The organism is Streptomyces hirsutus (assembly GCF_001418415.1).
GTDB lineage: Bacteria > Actinomycetota > Actinomycetes > Streptomycetales > Streptomycetaceae > Streptomyces > Streptomyces hirsutus.
Genome location: NZ_LIQT01000259.1, coordinates 1 through 19,460 on the forward strand (window position 1 = coordinate 1; position 19,460 = coordinate 19,460).

At 71.4% G+C, this 19,460-nt stretch carries 16 protein-coding genes; 3 read left to right on the forward strand and 13 right to left on the reverse strand.

Annotation, left to right across the window (positions count from 1 at the left end):
* Nucleotides 1-175: 175 nt before the first annotated feature.
* Nucleotides 176-1,456: a helix-turn-helix domain-containing protein gene (locus AOK11_RS19760; RefSeq protein WP_055595043.1), complete on the reverse strand. Its 1,281-nt coding sequence runs from the start codon at nucleotides 1,454-1,456 to the stop codon at nucleotides 176-178.
* A gap of 864 nt (nucleotides 1,457-2,320) precedes the next feature.
* Between AOK11_RS19760 and AOK11_RS19765 the strand changes: the two genes are divergently transcribed.
* Nucleotides 2,321-2,863, forward strand: coding sequence for a universal stress protein (locus AOK11_RS19765; RefSeq protein ID WP_055595044.1), 543 nt, complete (start codon nucleotides 2,321-2,323; stop codon nucleotides 2,861-2,863).
* A 139-nt stretch (nucleotides 2,864-3,002) separates the two neighbouring features.
* Here AOK11_RS19765 and glmS read toward each other — a convergent pair whose 3' ends face one another.
* From glmS to AOK11_RS19780, 3 genes are all read right to left on the reverse strand, one after another.
* On the reverse strand, nucleotides 3,003-4,820 hold the full coding sequence (glmS, locus tag AOK11_RS19770) for a glutamine--fructose-6-phosphate transaminase (isomerizing) (RefSeq protein ID WP_055595045.1): 1,818 nt from the start codon (nucleotides 4,818-4,820) through the stop codon (nucleotides 3,003-3,005).
* Between the two features lie 13 nt (nucleotides 4,821-4,833).
* Entirely contained in the window at nucleotides 4,834-5,091 is a 258-nt protein-coding gene (locus AOK11_RS19775; RefSeq protein WP_055595046.1) for a hypothetical protein, read from the reverse strand.
* Between the two features lie 133 nt (nucleotides 5,092-5,224).
* Entirely contained in the window at nucleotides 5,225-6,115 is an 891-nt protein-coding gene (locus AOK11_RS19780; protein WP_055595047.1) for a DUF4429 domain-containing protein, read from the reverse strand.
* A 98-nt stretch (nucleotides 6,116-6,213) separates the two neighbouring features.
* Between AOK11_RS19780 and AOK11_RS19785 the strand changes: the two genes are divergently transcribed.
* Complete coding sequence (locus tag AOK11_RS19785; RefSeq protein ID WP_055595072.1) at nucleotides 6,214-7,869, forward strand: beta-N-acetylhexosaminidase; 1,656 nt, start codon at nucleotides 6,214-6,216, stop codon at nucleotides 7,867-7,869.
* A gap of 67 nt (nucleotides 7,870-7,936) precedes the next feature.
* On the opposite strand, the gene AOK11_RS19790 is transcribed toward AOK11_RS19785, so the two are convergent.
* The 6 genes from AOK11_RS19790 to AOK11_RS19810 form a co-directional block, all read right to left on the reverse strand.
* Nucleotides 7,937-9,769, reverse strand: a complete 1,833-nt coding sequence (locus AOK11_RS19790) for an IucA/IucC family protein (RefSeq protein ID WP_055595048.1) — start codon at nucleotides 9,767-9,769, stop codon at nucleotides 7,937-7,939.
* Nucleotides 9,766-10,332 (reverse strand): GNAT family N-acetyltransferase, encoded by a 567-nt coding sequence (locus AOK11_RS19795; RefSeq protein WP_055595049.1) that lies wholly within the window; start codon nucleotides 10,330-10,332, stop codon nucleotides 9,766-9,768. The genes AOK11_RS19790 and AOK11_RS19795 overlap by 4 nt, the downstream gene beginning before the upstream one ends.
* Complete coding sequence (locus AOK11_RS19800; protein ID WP_055595050.1) at nucleotides 10,329-11,621, reverse strand: lysine N(6)-hydroxylase/L-ornithine N(5)-oxygenase family protein; 1,293 nt, start codon at nucleotides 11,619-11,621, stop codon at nucleotides 10,329-10,331. The genes AOK11_RS19795 and AOK11_RS19800 overlap by 4 nt, the downstream gene beginning before the upstream one ends.
* A complete protein-coding gene (gene desA / locus AOK11_RS19805) occupies nucleotides 11,605-13,047 on the reverse strand; it encodes a lysine decarboxylase DesA (RefSeq protein ID WP_055595051.1) in 1,443 nt (480 codons plus the stop codon). The genes AOK11_RS19800 and desA overlap by 17 nt, the downstream gene beginning before the upstream one ends.
* Nucleotides 13,048-13,220: 173 nt before the next feature.
* On the reverse strand, nucleotides 13,221-13,364 hold the full coding sequence (locus AOK11_RS46795; protein WP_420903000.1) for a hypothetical protein: 144 nt from the start codon (nucleotides 13,362-13,364) through the stop codon (nucleotides 13,221-13,223).
* A gap of 403 nt (nucleotides 13,365-13,767) precedes the next feature.
* Complete coding sequence (locus AOK11_RS19810; protein ID WP_055595052.1) at nucleotides 13,768-14,814, reverse strand: ABC transporter substrate-binding protein; 1,047 nt, start codon at nucleotides 14,812-14,814, stop codon at nucleotides 13,768-13,770.
* A gap of 187 nt (nucleotides 14,815-15,001) precedes the next feature.
* Here AOK11_RS19810 and AOK11_RS19815 point away from each other — a divergent pair, with 187 nt between their 5' ends.
* Nucleotides 15,002-15,343, forward strand: a complete 342-nt coding sequence (locus tag AOK11_RS19815; protein WP_063793497.1) for a hypothetical protein — start codon at nucleotides 15,002-15,004, stop codon at nucleotides 15,341-15,343.
* 51 nt (nucleotides 15,344-15,394) lie between these two features.
* Here the strand turns inward: AOK11_RS19815 and AOK11_RS19820 are convergent, their stop codons facing one another.
* From AOK11_RS19820 to AOK11_RS19830, 3 genes are read right to left on the reverse strand one after another with little or no spacing between them, the layout of a single operon-like run.
* Nucleotides 15,395-16,558, reverse strand: a complete 1,164-nt coding sequence (locus tag AOK11_RS19820; protein WP_055595054.1) for an acyl-CoA dehydrogenase family protein — start codon at nucleotides 16,556-16,558, stop codon at nucleotides 15,395-15,397.
* A gap of 6 nt (nucleotides 16,559-16,564) precedes the next feature.
* Entirely contained in the window at nucleotides 16,565-17,512 is a 948-nt protein-coding gene (locus tag AOK11_RS19825) for a hydroxymethylglutaryl-CoA lyase (RefSeq protein WP_055595055.1), read from the reverse strand.
* Nucleotides 17,509-19,446: an acetyl/propionyl/methylcrotonyl-CoA carboxylase subunit alpha gene (locus AOK11_RS19830; protein WP_055595056.1), complete on the reverse strand. Its 1,938-nt coding sequence runs from the start codon at nucleotides 19,444-19,446 to the stop codon at nucleotides 17,509-17,511. Before AOK11_RS19830 ends, AOK11_RS19825 begins: the two co-directional genes overlap by 4 nt.
* Nucleotides 19,447-19,460 lie beyond the last annotated feature (14 nt).

Genomic DNA, 19,460 nt, shown 5'->3' on the forward strand with positions numbered 1-19,460 from the left:
ACCCTGGGGGGTCCGCCGCTGGCGGCGTGGGCGTCCGCGGCCGACCGGGGCGGGGAGGCCCGGGCGAGCGTGCCGGGCCAGCGCAGCGCGCCGTGAGGCGGACCTGAGACGAGCGTGAGGGGCGGGCGGGTCCGAACAGGACCCGCCCGCCCCTCACGCTCGTCTCAGGTCCGCCTCACGGCGCGCTGCGCTGGCCCGGCACGCTCGCCCGGGCCTGGAGGTAGGCCTCGCGGGCCTCACGGCCCGGGTCGGCCGAGGACGCCGACGCCGCCAGCGGCGGACCGCCCAGGGTGCTCGCGGCCGCCGCGCGCCGGGACTGGTGCGGTACCGGGCTGTCCGGATGCGGCGCGGCGGGTGCCTGGCCGGGATGGCCCGGGTGCCCGTGCTGGTGCGCCGGCCCGGCCGGGAGGCCGTCGGAGCCCTGGTGCCGCTCCGCCTGGGGGCGCCGTGCGCGGTACGCGGCCCGGTAGGCGGCCGGGGACGAACCCAGCTGGCGCCGGAAGTGGCCCCGCAGCGCGACCGGTGAGCGGAAGCCGCAGCGGCCCGCGACCTCGTCCACCGAGTAGTCCGACGTCTCCAGCAGGCGCTGTGCCTGCAGCACCCGCTGCGTGATCAGCCACTGCAGCGGCGCACTGCCGGTCAGCGAGCGGAAGCGGCGGTCGAACGTACGACGGCTCATGTACGCGCGTGCCGCCAGCGTCTCCACGTCGAACTGTTCGTGGAGGTGCTCCAGGGCCCAGGCGACGACCTCGGCGAGCGGGTCGGCGCCGATCTCCTCGGGTAAAGACCTGTCCAGATAGCGTTCCTGACCTCCCGTCCGGCGCGGCGGGACGACGAGCCGCCGGGCGAGTGCCCCCGCCGCTTCGTTGCCGTGATCCGTGCGCACGATGTGCAGGCACAGGTCGATTCCGGCCGCCGTACCGGCGGAGGTCAGCACGTCGCCGTCGTCCACGAAGAGTTCCCGCGGATCGACGTGCACCGACGGATAGCGTTTCGCCAGCGTCGGCGCGTACATCCAGTGGGTCGTCGCCGGACGGCCGTCCAGCAGGCCGGCCGCCGCGAGCACGAAGGCGCCGGTGCACAGCCCGACGATGCGGGCGCCCTCCTCATGGGCCCGGCGCAGCGCTTCGAGCGCCTCGTCCGGTGGCGGCGAGGTGATCGAACGCCAGGCGGGCACGACAACGGTGCCCGCCCGTGCGATCGCCTCCAGGCCGTGCGGCGCGGTGAGTTCGAGACCCCCCGTGGTCCGCAGGGGGCCCTCCTCACCCGCACTCACCAGCAGGCGGTAGCGCGGTACGCCGGCGTCCTGGCGGTCGATGCCGAACACCGACAACGGTATGGAACTCTCGAAGATGGGGCCGCCGCTGAACAGCAGCACCGCGACGATCTCCTTGCGGCGTCGCCCGGTGAGTTTCCGGGCCGCGATGTCCGGCGCGGCAGTGGAGTCGTGGCTCATACTGCTAAGCCCCCCTCGGTGGTCGCGGCTCCTCGGTTGTGTCGCACCTGCACGTTTCCCCTCGGTCCTGCACGAGTCCCCCGCCGTAAGACAGTCAAGATCGAATCTACTGCGTCCCGTCGTGCCCGGGTGGCCAGTTCGGCCCCCGGTGGATTGTCGACTTGGCAACTTGGCGTGAAGCATTCGATCACGAAGGGTTGCACTCGTGGGGCGCGCAGGGAAGTGCGCCTTGTCGTGGTGGCCAATCCCCATAGGGTGCGCGGGGTCCCCCGAGGCCTTTCCGTGCAGGTCGAACGGGGGTTGGGGGGTGGTCGCACCAGGGGATGCACAGGTTGCGGAAGTTGGCTGAAAACATGCGGCCGCGTGCGCGGAAACCGGTCAGGCGACCGGTGTCTCTCCGCCGGGTCGCGGACCGGTCCGACAAGTCCGTCGCGGGGCCCTTTTCCGGCCGGGCGGGGAGGATGGGGCGGATCGGTGCGGCAAGTCGGCTCCGGGCCACTCCGGGGTCGGCCGGGGTCCGCTCCCGGAGCGGACGCGGCAGGTGCTTCGTACGGTGCGGCGCACGGGATCAACGCGCGAGCGGGGCGTCGGTCACTGCGCCCGCGGGCCGGCACCCCCGGCACGCCCCACTCTCGCGGCTGGGCCCGCCCTGTGCAAACCGCCTGTACAACGCAGCGACCATTGCGTGAGGGGCGTCCCCTCGGGCATGCTCCGGGATACCCGTCGGCCAGCGTGGACGGGGTCTGCGCGAAGGAGGCGTGCCGCCGTATCCTTGGGGGTATGGGGTTGGGAAGATGATTCCCGGACACAGCTCCGACGCAGCCTGTCGTCCCTCATAACAAGGATCACAACGCCGAGACAGCCATGGCCGGTCACGAATTCTTCGAACCCGCGGACCGCAAGCGACCCCTCGCCGACCCCACGACCGCCGAGCCGGTGGGGGCCGAGCCCCTGGGCGCGGCTCAGTCGCGCCAGCCGTGCGATCCGGCGTTCCGGCACGGCGTCGTCGTCGGCTTCGACGGTTCCACCTCCAGCGAGCGCGCCCTCGCGTACGCGATCGGCATGGCCCGGCGCTTCGGTTCCGCGCTGATCATCGTCCACGTCGCCAACCGGCTCCCGACCACGGTGTGGGCGGGCTGTGAGCCTCCGGTCTTCGTCGACGTCCCGGACCATCGCACCGAGGTCCTCGGTCTCGAACTGGCCTGCGCGGACTACCTCACCGAGGTGCCCTGGATCCTGGTCGAGCGCGGCGGCGACATCTGCCACGAACTCGAGGAGGTCGGCCGGGAGTACGAGGCCGACGCGATCGTCGTCGGCTCCACCCACGGTCTCGTCGGCCGTCTTTTCGGCTCCGTCGCGGGCCGGCTCGCCAAGCGGGCCCAGCGCCCGGTCGTGGTCATTCCCTGACGCGTCGGCCGGTGACCACCGGCCGGCACCGGGCGTCGGCCGGCCGGGGTCGGTGTGCACCCGCGTGGGCGGGGCGGGGTGCCCGCCCCGCCCACGCGGGTGTCCGGATGCCTTCAGGGGCGAGTGCCGCCTGCCCGACCTACTCGACGGTGACCGACTTGGCGAGGTTGCGGGGCTTGTCGATGTCCCGGCCCAGGGCCAACGCCGTGTGGTAGGCGAGGAGTTGGAGCGGGATTCCCATGAGGATGGGGTCCAGCTCGTTCTCGTTCTTCGGGACGACGATCGTGTGGTCGGCCTTCTCCTGCTCCTGGTGGGCGACGGCCATGATCGGGCCGCTGCGGGCCTTGATCTCCTCCAGCGCCGCGCGGTTCTTCTCCAGCAGCTCGTCGTCGGGGACGATCGCGACCGTGGGCAGCGCGGGCTCGATCAGGGCCAGCGGGCCGTGCTTGAGCTCGGACGCGGGGTAGGCCTCCGCGTGGATGTAGGAGACCTCCTTCAGCTTCAGCGACGCCTCGCGGGCCACCGGGTAGCCCCGGACGCGGCCGATGAAGAGCATCGAGCGGGCCTCGGCGTACTGCAGGGCCAGCTTCCTGATCTCCTCCTCCTGCTCCAGGATCTCGGCGATCTGCCCCGGGAGCCGGCGCAGCCCCTCGATGATCCGCTTGCCGTCGCTCACGGACAGGTCGCGGGTGCGGCCCAGGTGCAGGGCGAGGAGGGCGAAGGCGACCGTGGTGTTGGTGAAGCACTTGGTGGACACCACGCACACCTCGGGCCCGGCGTGCACGTACATGCCGCCGTCCGCCTCGCGGGCGATCGCCGAACCGACGACGTTCACCACGCCCAGCACCCGGGCGCCCTTGCGCTTCAGCTCCTGCACCGCCGCCAGCACGTCGTAGGTCTCACCGGACTGGGACACCGCGACGTACAGCGTGTCGGGGTCGACGACCGCGTTGCGGTAGCGGAACTCGGAGGCCGGCTCGGCGTCGGCGGGGATGCGGGCCAGCTCCTCGATCATCTGGGCGCCGATCATGCCCGCGTGGTACGAGGTGCCGCAGCCGAGGATCTTCACCCGGCGGATCTGGCGGGCCTCCCGCGCGTCCAGGTTCAGGCCGCCGAGGCGCACGGTGGAGAACCGGTCGTCGATCCGGCCCCGCAGCACCCGGTCCACGGCCTCGGCCTGCTCGTGGATCTCCTTGTGCATGTACGTGTCGTGGCCGCCCATGTCGTACGAGGCCGCCTCCCACTCCACGGTGGTCGGCTCGGCCGTCGTACGGGTGCCCTCGGTGGTGTAGGTACGGAAGTCGTCGGCCTTGAGGGTGGCCATCTCGCCGTCGTCGAGGGTGACGATCTGCCGGGTGTGGGTGACCAGGGCGGCTATGTCCGAGGCGACGAACATCTCCTTCTCGCCGATGCCGAGCACCACGGGCGAGCCGTTGCGGGCCACCACGATGCGGTCGGGGAAGTCGGCGTGCAGCACGGCGATGCCGTAGGTGCCCTCGATGATCCGCACCGTCTCGCGGACCTTGTCCTCCAGCTTCTCGGCCTGCGAGCGGGCGATCAGGTGGGTGAGGACCTCGGTGTCCGTCTCGGAGAGGAACTCGACGCCGTCCGCCTCCAGCTTGCGGCGCAGCTCACCGGCGTTGTCGATGATGCCGTTGTGGACGACGGCGACCTTGCCCTCGGCGTCCAGGTGCGGGTGCGCGTTCACGTCGGAGGGGGCGCCGTGGGTGGCCCAGCGGGTGTGGGCGATGCCCGTGGTGCCCTTGAAGCGCGCCGGGACCTTCGCCTCCAGGTCGCGCACCCGGCCCTTGGCCTTGACCGTCCGCAGACCGGCCGCCTTCGGCGACGTGACGGCGATGCCCGCCGAGTCGTAGCCCCGGTACTCCAGGCGCTGCAGGCCCTCGAGCAGCAGAGGGGCGACCTCACGCCTGCCGATGTATCCGACGATTCCGCACATATGTGGTGGTTTCCTAGCCGTAGACGATGCGCCGCAGCTGCCGGAGCGAGAGCTCGGGCGGGGCCACGGTGCGGTATCTGAGGTCCGCCTCGATCCGTTCGAAGATCGTCGCGTTCACCAGGCCCTGGGCCTGGAGCTCGCGGTGGCGGCGACGGACGAAGTCCTCGGTCGTCTCGTCGAAGTAGGCGAGCACGTCCTGGATCACACGCAGCGCCTCGCCCCGGCTGAGGGGCGAGGACCGCGCCAGATGATCAACAAGTTCGTCGTGCACTCGACGATCCTGGGGTAAGGGAGGGGTTCACGCAAGAATCCTGCCCGATTTCGGGCAGGAGTGCGAGGGTGTGGAGGTGTGAAGGCCGCCAGACGGGTGTGCGGCCGGGTGGGCGGTCGGGTGCCCGGTCGGTCTACATGCGTTTCAGGACCGCCTGCTTGGCCTGGGTGAACTCCTCGTCCGTCAGGATCCCGGCGCGGTGCAGTTCGCCCAGCTCGCGCAGCCGGCGCAGCAGCGCGTCGTGGTCGTCCTCGCGGGCGGGGGCGGCGCCCGCGCCCGGGGCCCCCGGCAGGGCCGGGGGTTCGCTCCCGGCGAGGGCCGAGGCGGCGGGATGGGGCAGACGGGCCTGGACGGCGGCGGCGACGAGCGCCATCAGGGGATCCTTCTTGAAACCCCACAGCTCCACCGCGTTGGGGTCGTACTTCGCCGGGGTCTTGGCGGGCGCGTGGCGCACGACGAAACGCAGATGGCCGTTCTCCAGCCCGGCCGACGGCTGCCACTCCACGGCGGTGATCTCGGCCAGCGCGAGGACGCGGGTGCCGGCGGCGGACTTGGAGTCCTCCGTCTTCCAGTTCCACTCCAGGCGGATCTGCTCCCCGTCGAAGCTCGCCGAACCGTCCCCGGCGGCGACCGACAGCGGCACGGACGGGCCGGGCAGCAGATACGCGGAGACCGGGTCGGAGGGTATCCGGTCCAGCAGCAGGGCGTTGCGGACCTCGTCCGTGAAGTACTCGGCGACGCCGTACCGGTCGGACTCCACGATCAGCTGGTACGGGTCGTGCGGCTCGGTGAGCCGGCCGCCGGCCGCCTGGAGCAGCGGGTCGGCGCCCTCGCGCAGCCTCAGCCTGAGCCGCCCCGTCTTGCGGCCCTGCTCGAACGAGACGCCCGCCAACGCCTTCAGGGGGACCGTCAGCTCGCCCAGCGTCCGGCGGAGCAGCCCGACGCTCTTGTCCCGGCCGGGCGTCAGCCGCAGGGTGTCCCCGTCGAAGACCCAGGTGCCGTCCTTCTGGATGATTTCCGCCATGGGGTGATTGTTTCACCGGATCTGCGGGAGAGTGGTCTGTACCTTGTCGGTTCCCTTGTGGAGCCGTGGAGTTGAGAGCTGACGAGATGGGAGCGCGTGTGAGACGGCAACGACGGCACCACGGAACGACTCCCCGTACGACCCGGCTGCTCGGGTCCCTGCTGCTGGTCATGGCGGCCGGGGCCACCACCATGGGCGCGGCCCCGGGCGACCGGGGCGAGGCGGCACCGGCCCCGCTCGACCGGGTGATCCCGGCCCCCGCCTCGGTGGAACCGGGCGGATCCCCGTACCGCATCACCGAACGCACCCGGATCCGGGTCGGTGACTCCCGCGCGGCGCGCGAGGCCGGCGACTACCTCGCGGACGTGCTGCGCCCCTCCACCGGCTACCGCCTGCCGGTCACCGGCGACGGCGGGGGCGGCACCGGCAAGGACGGAGGCGGAGGCGACATCAGGCTCCGGCTGGTGAAGAGCCCGCACGGCGGGGCCGGCGGCGCGGAGGGCTACCGCCTCGACAGCGGACGCTCGGGCCTCACCATCACCGCCGCCCGGCCCGCCGGTCTCTTCCACGGTGTGCAGACCCTGCGCCAGCTCCTCCCGGCCGCCATCGAGAAGGACTCCGTGCAGCCCGGCCCGTGGCTGGTCGCCGGCGGCACGATCGAGGACGCCCCGCGCTACGGATGGCGCGGCGCCATGCTGGACGTCTCCCGGCACTTCTTCACCGTCGGCCAGGTCGAGCGGTACATCGACCAGCTCGCCCTCTACAAGATCAACAAACTGCATCTGCACCTCAGCGACGACCAGGGCTGGCGCATCGCCGTCGACTCGTGGCCGCGGCTGACGACGTACGGCGGCTCCACCGAGGTCGGGGGCGGCCCCGGGGGCTTCTACACCAAGGCCGACTACTGGCGGATCGTCCGGTACGCGGCCTCCCGCCATCTGGAGGTCGTCCCCGAGATCGACATGCCGGGCCACACCAACGCGGCCCTCGCCTCCTACGCCGAGCTGAACTGCGACGGCGTGGCGCCCCCGCTCTACACCGGCACCGCGGTCGGCTTCAGCTCGCTGTGCGTCGGCAAGGAGATCACCTACGACTTCGTGGACGACGTCGTGCGCGAGCTGGCCGCGCTCACCCCGGGCCGCTATCTGCACATCGGCGGCGACGAGGCGCACTCCACGCCCCACGACGACTTCGTGACGTTCATGAAGCGGGTGCAGCCGATCGTCGCACGGTACGGCAAGACGGTCATCGGCTGGCACCAGCTCACCGGCGCCGATCCGGCGAAGGGGGCGCTCGCCCAGTACTGGGGCCTGGACGGCACCGGCCCGGCGGAGAAGGAGCGGGTCGCCGAGGCGGCCCGCAACGGCACCGGGCTGATCCTCTCCCCGGCCGACCGCGCCTACCTGGACATGAAGTACGACGCGAACACCCCGCTCGGCCTGTCCTGGGCGGGCCACGTCGACGTACGCCGCTCCTACGACTGGGACCCGGACGCCCATCTGCCCGGCGTGCCCGCCTCGGCGGTGCGCGGGGTCGAGGCGCCGCTGTGGACCGAGACCCTCGAGAACTCCGGCCACCTCGAGTACATGGCCTTCCCGAGGCTGCCCGGCATCGCCGAACTGGGCTGGTCCCCGGCGGCCACGCACGACTGGGACGGCTACCGGTCCCGGCTCGCGGCCCAGGCCCCCCGCTGGGACGCGCTCGGCATGGACTACTACCGCTCCCCGCAGGTGCCCTGGCCCGCGGGGGGATGAGCCGCTGACCGGACGAGCGACGGGCACCCCCCAGGACCGTACTGCGGGGTGCCCGTCCGTTCGGAGGTCAGAACCCGGCGAGGGGGTTCTTCAGGGTGCCGACCAGCTGGAGCGCGCCGGACGGGTCCGTGAGGTCGACCATCTGCCGGTTGTCGCGCAGCTGGAGCCGGTTGAGGCAGGACAGCGCGAACTCGGGGGCGAACAGGTCGTACTGGGCGAACTTGTCGCCGAGTTCGGGCACCGACGCCTGGTACTCACGGGTGATCTCCGCGACCGTCCGCCAGAAGTCGTCCTCGGTGAGGACGCCCTCGGTGGCGAGGTCGGCGGCCAGGAAGCGGAAGAAGCAGTCGAAGACGTCCGTGAGGATCGACAGCAGCTTCTTGTCCTCCGGCACCTCCATGCGGATGCGGGAGACCTCCGGCGGCAGCACCGCGTCCGGATCCATCACCGCGATCTCCTCGGCGATGTCCTTGTAGACCGCGCGCCGTACCACCCCGTCCTCGAGGACGAGGATCACGTTCTCGCCGTGCGGCATGTACACCAGGTCATAGGCGTAGAAACTGTGCAGCAGCGGCGTGTAGTAGGCGCGCAGGTAGTGCCGCAGCCACTCCGCCGGCGTCAGGCCGGACCGCGCGATCAGCGCGCCCGCGAAGGACGTCCCCTCGTGGTCCACATGGAGCAGCGAGGCCATCGTGACGAGGGACTCGCCCTCCCGCAGCGACGCCACCGGGCTCTCCCGCCACAGCGCGGCCAGCATCTTGCGGTACGGCGAGTAGCGGTCGGTGGCCTTCTCGTACTCCAGGTGCCGGTAGCCGACCGCGGCCCGCTCCCGGATGATCGTCAGCCCGGTCGACCGCAGCACCGGGTCGTTCTCGATGAGCTGGGCCAGCCAGTCGTTGATCGCCGGGGTGGCCACCATGTACGCGGCCGAAAGCCCGCGCATGAAGCCCATGTTGAGGACGGACAGGGCCGTCTTCACATAGTGCTTCTGCGGGTTCGACCGGTTGAAGAAGGTGCGGATGGACTGCTGGGCCAGGTACTCGTCGTCGCCCTCGCCCAGGCACACCAGGTGGCGGCGGGCGATCTCGGCGGCGAAGGTGACGCTGAGCTTGTTCCACCACTGCCAGGGATGGACGGGGAGGAACAGGTAGTCGGCCGGGTCGAGCCCCTGTTCGGTGAGGGTCCGGCGGAAGCGCTCGACGGTGTCCCCGCCCAGCTCCTGCCGCAGGAACGACTCGTACTCGATGCCGATGCCGGCGGTGAACGCCGCCCGGGAGCGGTGCGCGGCCAGCCACACCAGCCGCACCGGGTTCGCCGTCTCCGGCGCGTAGGCCCGGTACTCGTGGATGCCGAAGCCGAGGCGCCCGTTGTTGGCGACGAAGCAGGGGTGGCCCTCGGTCATGCCGGTCTCGACGGCCTGGAAACCGGCGTCCAGCAGCTCGGCCGAGGTGACGGCGGGCTTGGCCAGCTTGTAGCAGGTGCCGGAGAGGGTGGAGGAGATCTCCTCCAGGTACACCGGCAGGACCGCGTCGCTCAGCCCCAGCGACTTCTGCAGCTCGATGAAGAAGTCCAGGGCGGCGAGCGGGAGTTCGCCGCCGCCGCGGTGCCGGGTGATGGATGCGGCGGCGACCTGCCAGTGGTCCAGGGCGCGGCGGACGGCGGTGAAGCGGTACTCGGTCAGCCCGTCGTCGCTGCGCACGACGTACGCGCCCGCGCCCGTTCCCGCGCCCGGGGCCGCGTCGTCCTCCCCCTCGCGCTCCGGGGCGGGCTCCGGTGCGATCAGCCGCTCGTGGGCGAACTCGGCGAGCGCCTTGCGGATCAGCAGGCGGTTGGCCGTCTCCCAGCGCTCGGGGGTCAGATGGTCCACGGCGCCGGTGAGGCTCGCGTCGGCGGGGTTCATATGTCCACCCCCGTGGCCGCGGTGAACTGTTCACGGGTGCAGAAGCTCAGCAACGCCTTCTTCTCCGGTTTGTCGATCTCGCGTACGGGAACGAAGCCCACGGCCTCGTTCAGGGCCTGGACCGCCTTGTTGGACACGTCCGGTTCGACGACGACCCGCAGGGCCGCCGGGTCGTCGAAGATGTGCGCGAGGACGGCGGTGATCACGGCCCGGGTGAAGCCGTGCAGCGGGGTGCCGGTCGGCGCGACCAGGAAGTGCATGCCGACGTCCCCGGGCTCCGGCTCGTACAGTCCGGTCAGCTCGCGGTGGACGGGGTCGTACGTCTCCATCAGGAAGGCGGGGACGCCGTCGTGCAGGCCCAGCAGGGCGTGGTGGTGCTCGTCGGCCGCGATCCGCAGGTACGCGCGCTCGACGTCCTCCGGTTTCGCGTCCTGCATCATCCAGAAGGCCGCCTTGGGGTGGGTGACCCAGGAGTGCAGCAGTGCGGCGTCCTTCGGCGGGTCGAGCGGGCGGACACCGAAGGTGCCCAGCGCGGTCCGCAGGCCGGTGCCGGTGGTGCTCATACGGTGAACTCCTGGAAGGCGATGGACTTCTCGACGGGGTAGTACTCGGTGCCGAGCAGCTCGCGGATGATGCAGCTGTTGCGGTACGGGCCCATGCCCAGGTCGGGGCTGGTGACGCTGTGCGTGTGGACGCCCGCGTTCTGCAGGAACACGCCCCGGCCGGTCACGTCGATGGAGTAGTTGCGGGCCACGTCGAACCGGCCGTGGCCGTCGAAGCGGATACGGCCGCGGACCGGGTCGAGGAAGGCCGGCGGCTCGTAGTGGTAGCCGGTGGCCAGCACCAGGCCCTCGGTGCGGATCTCGTAGTCCTTGTCCTGCTCGTCCTGGTGGAAGCCGAGCGTGTACGTGCCGCCCTCGTGGCGCGCCCCGGTCAGCGTGGAGTTGCCGATCAGCCGGGTGGGGACGGGACGGCCGCCGCTGCCGACGTTCTTCTGGTACAGCAGGTCGAAGATCGCGTCGATCAGCTCCGAGTTGATGCCCTTGAACAGGCCCTTCTGCTCCTTCTCCAGCCGGTAGCGGGTCTCCTCGGGCAGCGCCCGGAAGTAGTCGATGTAGTCCGGGGACGTCATCTCCAGGGTCAGCTTGGTGTACTCCAGCGGGAAGAACCTCGGGGAGCGCGTGACCCAGTTGAGCTGGTAGCCGTGGGCGTCGATCTCGGAGAGCAGTTCGTAGTAGATCTCGGCGGCGCTCTGCCCGCTGCCGACGATCGTGATCGACTTCTTCTCCCGCAGCTCCGCCTTGCGGTGCATGTACTGCGAGGTGTGGAACAGGCCGCCGTCCAGGCCCCGGCACACCTCGGGCACGAACGGCACGGTCCCGGTCCCGAGCACCAGCCGCCGGGCGCGGTAGGTGACGCCCTCCCGCGTCCGTACGGCGTACAGTTCCTCCGCCTCGTCGTACGTCACCTCGGTGACGGTGGTGGAGAAGCGGATGCTGCTCAGCCGCGCGGCGGCCCAGCGGCAGTAGTCGTCGTACTCGACGCGCAGCGGATAGAAGTTCTCCCGGATGTAGAACGAGTACAGCCGGCCCTTCTCCTTCAGGTAGTTGAGGAAGGAGTACGGGGACGTCGGGTCGGCGAGGGTGACCAGGTCCGACATGAACGGCGTCTGGAGGTGGGCGCCGTCGAGGAACATCCCGGCGTGCCACTCGAAGTCCGGCTTGGACTCCAGGAAGACGCCGTTGAGTTCATCGATGGGCTCGGTGAGGCAGGCGAGGCCGAGGTTGAAGGGGCCCAGCCCGATACCGACGAAGTCGTAGGTGGTGTCCGGGGCTTCAGGATGCGCGCTCAAGGGACTCTCCCAGGTACTGCTCGGCGTGGCCGGCGATCAGGTCGAGGACGGCGGTGATGTCGGCCGTCGTGGTTTCGGGGTTCAGCAGGGTGAACTTCAGGTAGTGGCGCCCCGCGACCTTGGTGCCCGCGACGACCGCGTCACCGGAGGCGAACAGGGCCTTGCGGGCGTAGAGGTTGGCGCGGTCGATGCTCGTGGGGTCGGTGACCGCGGCCGGGACGTACCGGAAGACGAGCGTGGACAGCGACGGCTCGACGACCACGTCGAAGCGCGGGTCGGCGGCCAGCAGCTGCCAGCCGTCCCGGGCCAGGTCGCAGACCTCGTCGAAGAGCCGGCCGATGCCGTCGGCGCCCATCACGCGCAGGGTCATCCACAGTTTCAGCGCGTCGAAACGGCGGGTGGTCTGCAGGGACTTGTCCACCTGGTTGGGGATGCGCTCGGTCACCATGCGGCGCGGGTTGAGGTACTCCGCGTGGTAGGTGGCGTGCCGCAGCGTGGCCGCGTCCCGGACCAGTACGGCGGACGAACTCACCGGCTGGAAGAAGGACTTGTGGTAGTCGACGGTGACCGAGTCCGCGTGCTCGATGCCGTCGATGCGGTCCCGGTGCTTCAGCGAGGCGAGGAGTCCGCAGCCGTAGGCGGCGTCCACGTGCATCCAGACGCCGTACTGCGCGCACAGCTCGGCGATCTCGGGCAGCGGGTCGATGGAGCCGAAGTCGGTGCTGCCGGCGGTGGCGACGACGGCCATGGGGACCTGGCCGTCCTCGGCGCAGCGCGCCAGTTCGCGGGCGAGGGCCACGGTCTGCATTCGCTGGTCGTGGTCGACGGGGATCGACACCACGGCGTCCGGTCCGAGGCCGAGCAGTTTCGCGGACTTCTGCACGCTGAAGTGGCTGACCTCGGAGGTGAGGATGCGCAGGGTGGCGAGATCACGGGTCTTCGCCTCCTCGCGGGCCAGCAGCAGAGCCTGGAGGTTGGACTGGGTGCCGCCGGAGGTGAACACCCCGTCGGCGGCGGCGCCGAGACCGATCCGGGCGGCGGTCCAGTCGATCAGTTTGCGTTCGATGAGGGTGCCGCCGGCCGACTGGTCCCAGGTGTCCAGGGAGGAGTTGACGGCGGAGAGCACGGCCTCGCCGAGCACGGCCGGGATGACGACCGGGCAGTTGAGGTGGGCGAGGTAGCGGGGGTGGTGGAAGTAGACCGCGTCCCGGAGGTAGACGTCCTCCAGTTCGTCCAGCGCCGCGGTGGTGTCGTGCAGCGGCCGGTCGAGATCGATCCGCTCGATGACGGGGGCGAGGGCGTCGACCGTGACGCCGGTGAACGGACGTTCTGTGGTGGCGAGTTTGGCTGCCACCCGCTCGACTCCTTCGGTCACGGAGCGGCGATAGTGCTCCGCGGTGGTGTCGTTGAGCAGGTGCGAGCGCATGTGGGGGCCTCCGGTGGGGACGGTCCGGTGCGGGGAGTGAGCGGGCACGCCGCGGTGCGGCCCGTTTTTTACTTAGGTGAGCCTAACCTAAGCGGTCGCGTTTTATTCCTGCTGCCGCCGTGACCGTCCTCACTCCCTTGCGAGGTGTGAAACGGGCTCAAGTGGAGTCTCCGTCAACGCTGTTCGCGTAGTTGATCCCTCGTCAGGTCGCGGCGTCGGTGCCCCATGAAGGTGACGCGGCGGTGGTCGAGACCGCACTCGCCCACGAAGTGCCGCCGCGGCTGCTTCACGCAGCCGGACTCGCCCGAGAGCCACACATACGGCCGTCACACGTGCGGCCGCTCGGCCGGCGGGAGCCGGGTGCCGGGGGTCCGGAGCGGGACGAGGTCCGTGTCCTGGAGCGGCCGGTGACGGATCGCCCGGTTGCCGGTGATCGCCGGCCCGAGCGGCGGCACCCGGTCGTCGGCGTCGGCGGCGGCGCGGGCGGCCCGGCGGGAGGCGGGACCGGCACGACCGGCTCGTGCCGCCCCGGGTGCGGCAGGAACGGCGTCAGGGACCGGTCCGGCCCGTCGGGCCGGACCGCGTGCGGGGCGGCCCCGGTGGAGGCGAACCGGGCCGGGGACGGACCGAGCCGCCTCGTTCCGGCGACCTGGAGGGAGGAGGAGCGGAACGGGGCGGCTACGGCAGAGGTCACGCACGGCTCCGGCGACGGGGGAGGGGTCAGCTGACCTTCTTGGCCTTCTCGATGGCCTCGGCGAGCGCCTCGATCTGCGGGACGCACTTGTCGTAGGACAGGATCGGTTCGGCGGAACGGCCGATGACCTGACCGGCCTTGACCGCCGGCAGCTTCTTCCAGGTCGCCTCGGTGATGTCGGCGGGCTGCGTGGCCGAGGTGCGGTCGTCCATGATGATGAGGTCGGCCCGGTGCTTGTCGACGTTCTCCCAGCTCAGGCTCTCGAACCAGCCGCCGGTGGGCTCCTTGGCCTTCTCGGTCGGCTCGACGAAGTTCACGCCGAGAGCCTTGTAGTACTCCAGGTCGACCGAGAGGTTGGTGCCGGAGACGTAGAACAGCTCCGGGCTCGCGGAACCGGCCATCACCTTGATGTCGGGGTTGGCCTTGGCGGCCTTGCGCAGCCGCTCGGAGGCCTCCTCGAAGCGCTTCTTCGCGTCGGTGACCTTGGCGGCCTTCATGTCGCCGCCCAGCGACTCGGCCAGCTCCCACATGCGCTCCAGCGACGCGGTCAGCTGCCGGTCGTAGACGGACACGGCGACGCTCGGGGCGAGCTTGGCGATCTTGTCCTTGGACGCCTCGGGGACGTACCAGAGGGTGCCGGCGTCGTCGAACGTGGTGGAGACGAGGAGCTCGGGGGCGAGGGTCGCGTACTTCTCGACGTTGAACTGGTCCCAGACGTTGCCGAGGACGGTCACCTTGCTGACGTCCATGTCGCCGGCCTGGACGTCGGCCTTGCCGTCCTTGGTCTTCGTCGGGCCGAAGACGCCCTTGACCTGGACGCCGTAGTCGTGGAGGGCGGCGGCGGCGCCGGTGAAGGCGACGATGTTCGCGGGGACCTTGTCCAGCTTCACCGTCGTGCCGCGGTCGTCCTTGAAGGACCAGGGACCGGACGCCTCGGCGGCCGCCGACGAGTCCGAGCCGCCGTTCTTGGCGTCGCCGTCCCCGCAGGCCGCGAGCACGGCACCGAGTCCGAGGGCGCCACCGGCGGCGAGGATGCCGCGACGGGAGAAGCGGGCGGTTCTGGCGTTCGACATGGGCGGGTCTGCTTTCGTGCGTACGGAGCCGTGGGATGCGGGCTTGCGGCGCCTCGGACCCGAGGCAGGGCTTAGGGTAGCCTAACCTCACGATATGTCCAGAGCGGGCCCGAAGTTCCTCCCCGCCCGGAACAGGGGCGACGCCCGTCCCTAGGGTGATTCCCTTATGGGCAAGGGGATGTGGGACATGCGACCGCTTAGACGATGGGGCGCTCCACTGGCCGTCAACCTGATCCTCGGGGTCGTGGCCGTGGTGCCGCTGTGGCTGTCGATGATGTTCGCGGCGGACTACCCCCTGGCCGGGCTGGGCCTCACCTCCAGGGAGCCCACGGACAACGACGGCATGCTCCCCTGGGTGATGCTCCTGGTTCCGGTGTGGGCGGCCTTCCTCGCCCTGTGGATCCCGCTGAACCTGCTGGTCCGCCCGGCGTCGTGCACCCGGCCGGGGCGCTACTGGGTGACGAGCGCGGGACTCGTCCCGGTGCCGATGGCGGTGCTGGTGGTCCTGTCCTTGCTGTTCGACGGGTGAGGCGGCGGGCGGGCCGGGGTCGCCGGCCCACCCTGCCCGCCACCCGGGCCGTCAACCCGCCGGCAGCCCCAACTCGCGGGCGATCAGCATGCGCTGGACCTCGCTCGTGCCCTCGCCGATCTCCAGGATCTTGGAGTCGCGCCACATGCGGGCCACCGGATACTCGTTCATGAAGCCGTAGCCGCCGTGGATCTGGGTGGCGTCACGGGCGTTGTCCACCGCGACCGTGGACGAGTACAGCTTGGCCAGCGCCGCCTCCTTCTTGAACGGCTCCCCGGCCACCAGGCGGCTCGCCGCGTCCCGCCACGCCAGGCGGGAGGTGTGGGCCTTCATCTCCATGTCCGCGATCTTGAACTGGATGGCCTGGTTGGCGCCGATCGGCCGCCCGAAGGCATGCCGTTCCTTGGCGTACTTCACCGACTCGTCCACACAGCCCTGCGCGAGACCCGTGCCCAGCGCCGCGATGGCGATGCGTCCCTCGTCGAGGATGCGCAGGAACTGGGCGTAGCCCCGGCCCTGTTCGCCCAGCAGGTTCACCGCCGGAACCCGCACGTCCGAGAAGGACAGCTCCCGCGTGTCCGACGCGTTCCAGCCGACCTTCGAGTACGGGGCCGCCACCGTGAACCCCGGGGTGCCCGACGGGACGATGATCGCCGAGATCAGCGGCCCGCCGTCCGGCTTCCGCCCGGTCACCGCCGTCACCGTGACCAGGCCCGTGATGTCCGTGCCCGAGTTGGTGATGAAGCACTTCGTGCCGTTGATCACCCATTCGTTCGTCGCCTCGTCCAGCCGGGCCGTGGTGCGGGTCGCGCCCGCGTCACTGCCGCCGTCCGGCTCGGTCAGCCCGAACGCGCCCAGGATCTCGCCCGCGCAGAGCCGGGGCAGCCACTCGCGCTTCTGTTCCTCCGTGCCGAAGAGGTGGACCGGCATCGCGCCCAGCGAGACCCCGGCCTCCAGGGTGATGGCCACCGACGAGTCCACCCGGGCCAGTTCCTCCAGGGCCACGCCCAGCGCGAAGTAGTCGCCGCCCATCCCGCCGTACTCCTCCGGGAACGGCAGGCCGAACAGCCCCATGCGGCCCATCTCGCGGACGATCTCGTACGGGAACTCGTGCCGCTCGTAGAAGTCGCCGATCTTCGGCGCCACGACGTCGTGCGCGAACTCCTCGACCGTACGGCGGAGTTCTTCCAGTTCGGGGGAGAGCTTGTGGTCCATGGTCGTTCACTGCTCCTGGTGGGAGAGGGCTCGGACGGTGCGGGACGGGCTGGGTCGGCCCAGTTGTCCGGCCATCCACGTGCTGGTGGCGACGAGGAGGCCGAGGTCTGCTCCGGTGTCGATGCCGAGTCCGCGCAGCATCCACACGAGGTCCTCGGTGGCGAGGTTGCCGGTGGCGGACTTCGCGTACGGGCAGCCGCCCAGGCCGCCCGCGGACGCGTCGACCGTGGTGACACCGTGCCGGAGCGCGGTCAGCGTGTTGGACAGGGCCTGGCCGTAGGTGTCGTGGAAGTGCACGCCCAGGGCGGACACCGGTACGCCGGCGTCCGTCAGCGCGTCGAGCAGGGCGCTCACGTGGCCCGGGGTCGCCACCCCGATCGTGTCGCCCAGGCTCAGCTCGTCGCAGCCCATGTCCAGCAGGGCCCGGCACACGCCGACCACCCGGGCGAGGGGGACCGCGCCCTCCCACGGGTCGCCGAAGCACATCGAGAGATAGCCGCGGACATGGACGTCCTCGGCCTTCGCACGGGCCACCACCGGCTCGAACATGGCCAGTGCCTCGTCCACCGTGCGGTTGAGGTTGGCCTGGGCGAAGGACTCCGTGGCGCTGGCGAACACCGCGACCCGGCGGGCGCCGAGGGCCAGTGCGCGCTCCAGGCCCCGTGCGTTGGGCACCAGCACCGGCAGCTCGACCGGCAGGTCGCTCACCTGCGGAAACAACTGTTCGGCGTCCGCCAGTTGGGGGACCCACCGGGGATGGACGAAGCTCGTCGCCTCGATGGTGGTCAGGCCCGCCGCGGCCAGGCGGCGGATGAACTCCGCCTTCACCTCCACCGGAACGACGGCCTTCTCGTTCTGCAGGCCGTCGCGCGCCCCCACCTCGTGGATCCGCACGCGCGCGGGCAGCCCTTCGGCCGGTACGGCCATGGGCAGGCCCAGTTCCGAGGCGTTCATGCCGTCCCCTCCTCCGTGGCCGCGGGCGCGATCACGGCCAGCACCTGGTCCATGGCGACCGTCGTGCCCGGGGCCACGTCGAGTTCGGTGACCGTGCCGGCGTGCGGGGCGGAGATGACGTGCTCCATCTTCATCGCCTCCACCACCAGCAGGCTCTGGCCGGCCGCCACCTCGTCGCCGACGGCGGCCTTCACCACCGTCACCGTGCCGGGCATCGGCGCGGTCAGCGAGTCGGCGCCCGCCCGGCCCGCGCCGGTCAGGGACGCGGCGACCGGATCGTGGTCCCGCACGTGCCAGGCGTCGCCGTCGCGGCCGAGCCAGTCGGCGGCGCGGTGGAAGGTGTGCCGGACACCGTCCAGCGTCACCGACACCCGGTCCTCGGTGACGGTGTGGGAGCCGCGCGGGGTGTGCTTCACCGGGTCGGTGACCCGCAGGTGGAACGCGACCGGCTTCGGCGTACCCCCCAGGCGCCAGCCGCTCGGCACCGAGAACGGGTCCGTCCAGCCGTCGCCGCGCGGGCGCAGCGCGTCCAGCCGTACCGCGGCCGCCGCCTCGTACACCTCCTCCGGCACGCCGGCGGCGACCAGGCCGTCCGCCTCGCGCTCCACCAGTCCCGTGTCCAGGTCGCCGCTCACCACCGCCGGGTGCGCGAGCAGCCGCCGCAGGAACCCGGCGTTGGTCGGCACGCCCAGCGTGACCGTCTCCGCGAGCGCCGCCCGGAGCCTGCGCAGCGCACTCGCGCGGTCGGGGCCGTACGCGATCACCTTGGACAGCATCGGGTCGTAGAGGCTGCCGACCTCCGTGCCCTCGCTGAGCCCGGAGTCGGTGCGCACGCCCTCGCCCCGCGGCTCGCGCAGCCTCAGCACCGTGCCGCCGGAGGGGAGGAAGCCCCGTGAGGGGTCCTCGGCGCAGATCCGGGCCTCGACCGCGTGGCCGGTGAGCCGGACGTCCTCCTGCGCGAAGCCGAGCCGCTCGCCCGCCGCGGCCCGCAGCTGCCACTCCACCAGGTCGAGGCCGGTGATCAGCTCGGTGACCGGGTGCTCCACCTGGAGGCGGGTGTTCATCTCCATGAAGTAGTACGACGAGGGGTCGCCGCCCGGCACGATGAACTCCACCGTGCCCGCGCCCCGGTAGCCGCACGAGCGGGCCGCCTGGACCGCCGCCTCGCCCATCGCGGCCCGGGTCGCCCCGTCCAGCAGGACGCTGGGCGCCTCCTCGATGATCTTCTGGTGGCGGCGCTGGAGGGAGCACTCGCGTTCGCCGAGGTGGACGACGCCCCCGTGGCCGTCGGCCAGCACCTGGATCTCGATGTGCCGGGGGCGGTCGATCCACCGCTCGACGAGCAGCGTGTCGTCCCCGAAGGAGGCGCGGGCCTCGCGCCGTGCGGCGGCGATCTCCTCGGCCAGCCGCTCCGGGTCCCACACCAGCCGCATGCCCTTGCCGCCGCCGCCCGCGGACGGCTTCAGCAGCACCGGCACGCCGATCTCACGGGCCGCGTCGGCGAGCTGGTCGTCCGTCAGTCCGCTGCCGCTGGAGCCGGGCACGACCGGGACCCCGGCCGCCCGCACCGTCTCCTTCGCGCGGATCTTGTCGCCCATCAGCGCGATCGCGTCCGGCGGGGGCCCGACGAACACCAGTCCCGCCTCGGCGCACGCCCGCGCGAACCCGGCGTTCTCGGCGAGGAAGCCGTAGCCGGGGTGGACCGCCTGCGCGCCGGTGCGGGCGGCGGCCTCCAGCAGCCGCTCCACCGACAGATAGCTCTCCGCGGCCGGTGCCGGTCCGATCCGGACCGCCGTGTCGGCCTCGCGGACGTGCCGGGCGTCGGCGTCCGCGTCGGAGAAGACGGCCACCGAGCGCACGCCCATCGACCGCAGGGTGCGGATGACCCGGACGGCGATCTCGCCCCGGTTCGCCACCAGCACCGTCTCGAACATCTGAGCTGCCATGG

What these genes read in the sequence shown, in the direction of transcription:
- AOK11_RS19760 (WP_055595043.1), bottom strand. Translation starts at nt 1,456, where the DNA reads ATGAGCCACGACTCCACTGCCGCGCCGGACATCGCGGCCCGGAAACTC.
- AOK11_RS19765 (WP_055595044.1), top strand. Translation starts at nt 2,321, where the DNA reads ATGGCCGGTCACGAATTCTTCGAACCCGCGGACCGCAAGCGACCCCTC.
- glmS (WP_055595045.1), bottom strand. Translation starts at nt 4,820, where the DNA reads ATGTGCGGAATCGTCGGATACATCGGCAGGCGTGAGGTCGCCCCTCTG.
- AOK11_RS19780 (WP_055595047.1), bottom strand. Translation starts at nt 6,115, where the DNA reads ATGGCGGAAATCATCCAGAAGGACGGCACCTGGGTCTTCGACGGGGAC.
- AOK11_RS19790 (WP_055595048.1), bottom strand. Translation starts at nt 9,769, where the DNA reads ATGAACCCCGCCGACGCGAGCCTCACCGGCGCCGTGGACCATCTGACC.
- AOK11_RS19795 (WP_055595049.1), bottom strand. Translation starts at nt 10,332, where the DNA reads ATGAGCACCACCGGCACCGGCCTGCGGACCGCGCTGGGCACCTTCGGT.
- desA (WP_055595051.1), bottom strand. Translation starts at nt 13,047, where the DNA reads ATGCGCTCGCACCTGCTCAACGACACCACCGCGGAGCACTATCGCCGC.
- AOK11_RS19810 (WP_055595052.1), bottom strand. Translation starts at nt 14,814, where the DNA reads ATGTCGAACGCCAGAACCGCCCGCTTCTCCCGTCGCGGCATCCTCGCC.
- AOK11_RS19815 (WP_063793497.1), top strand. Translation starts at nt 15,002, where the DNA reads ATGCGACCGCTTAGACGATGGGGCGCTCCACTGGCCGTCAACCTGATC.
- AOK11_RS19820 (WP_055595054.1), bottom strand. Translation starts at nt 16,558, where the DNA reads ATGGACCACAAGCTCTCCCCCGAACTGGAAGAACTCCGCCGTACGGTC.
- AOK11_RS19825 (WP_055595055.1), bottom strand. Translation starts at nt 17,512, where the DNA reads ATGAACGCCTCGGAACTGGGCCTGCCCATGGCCGTACCGGCCGAAGGG.
- AOK11_RS19830 (WP_055595056.1), bottom strand. Translation starts at nt 19,446, where the DNA reads ATGTTCGAGACGGTGCTGGTGGCGAACCGGGGCGAGATCGCCGTCCGG.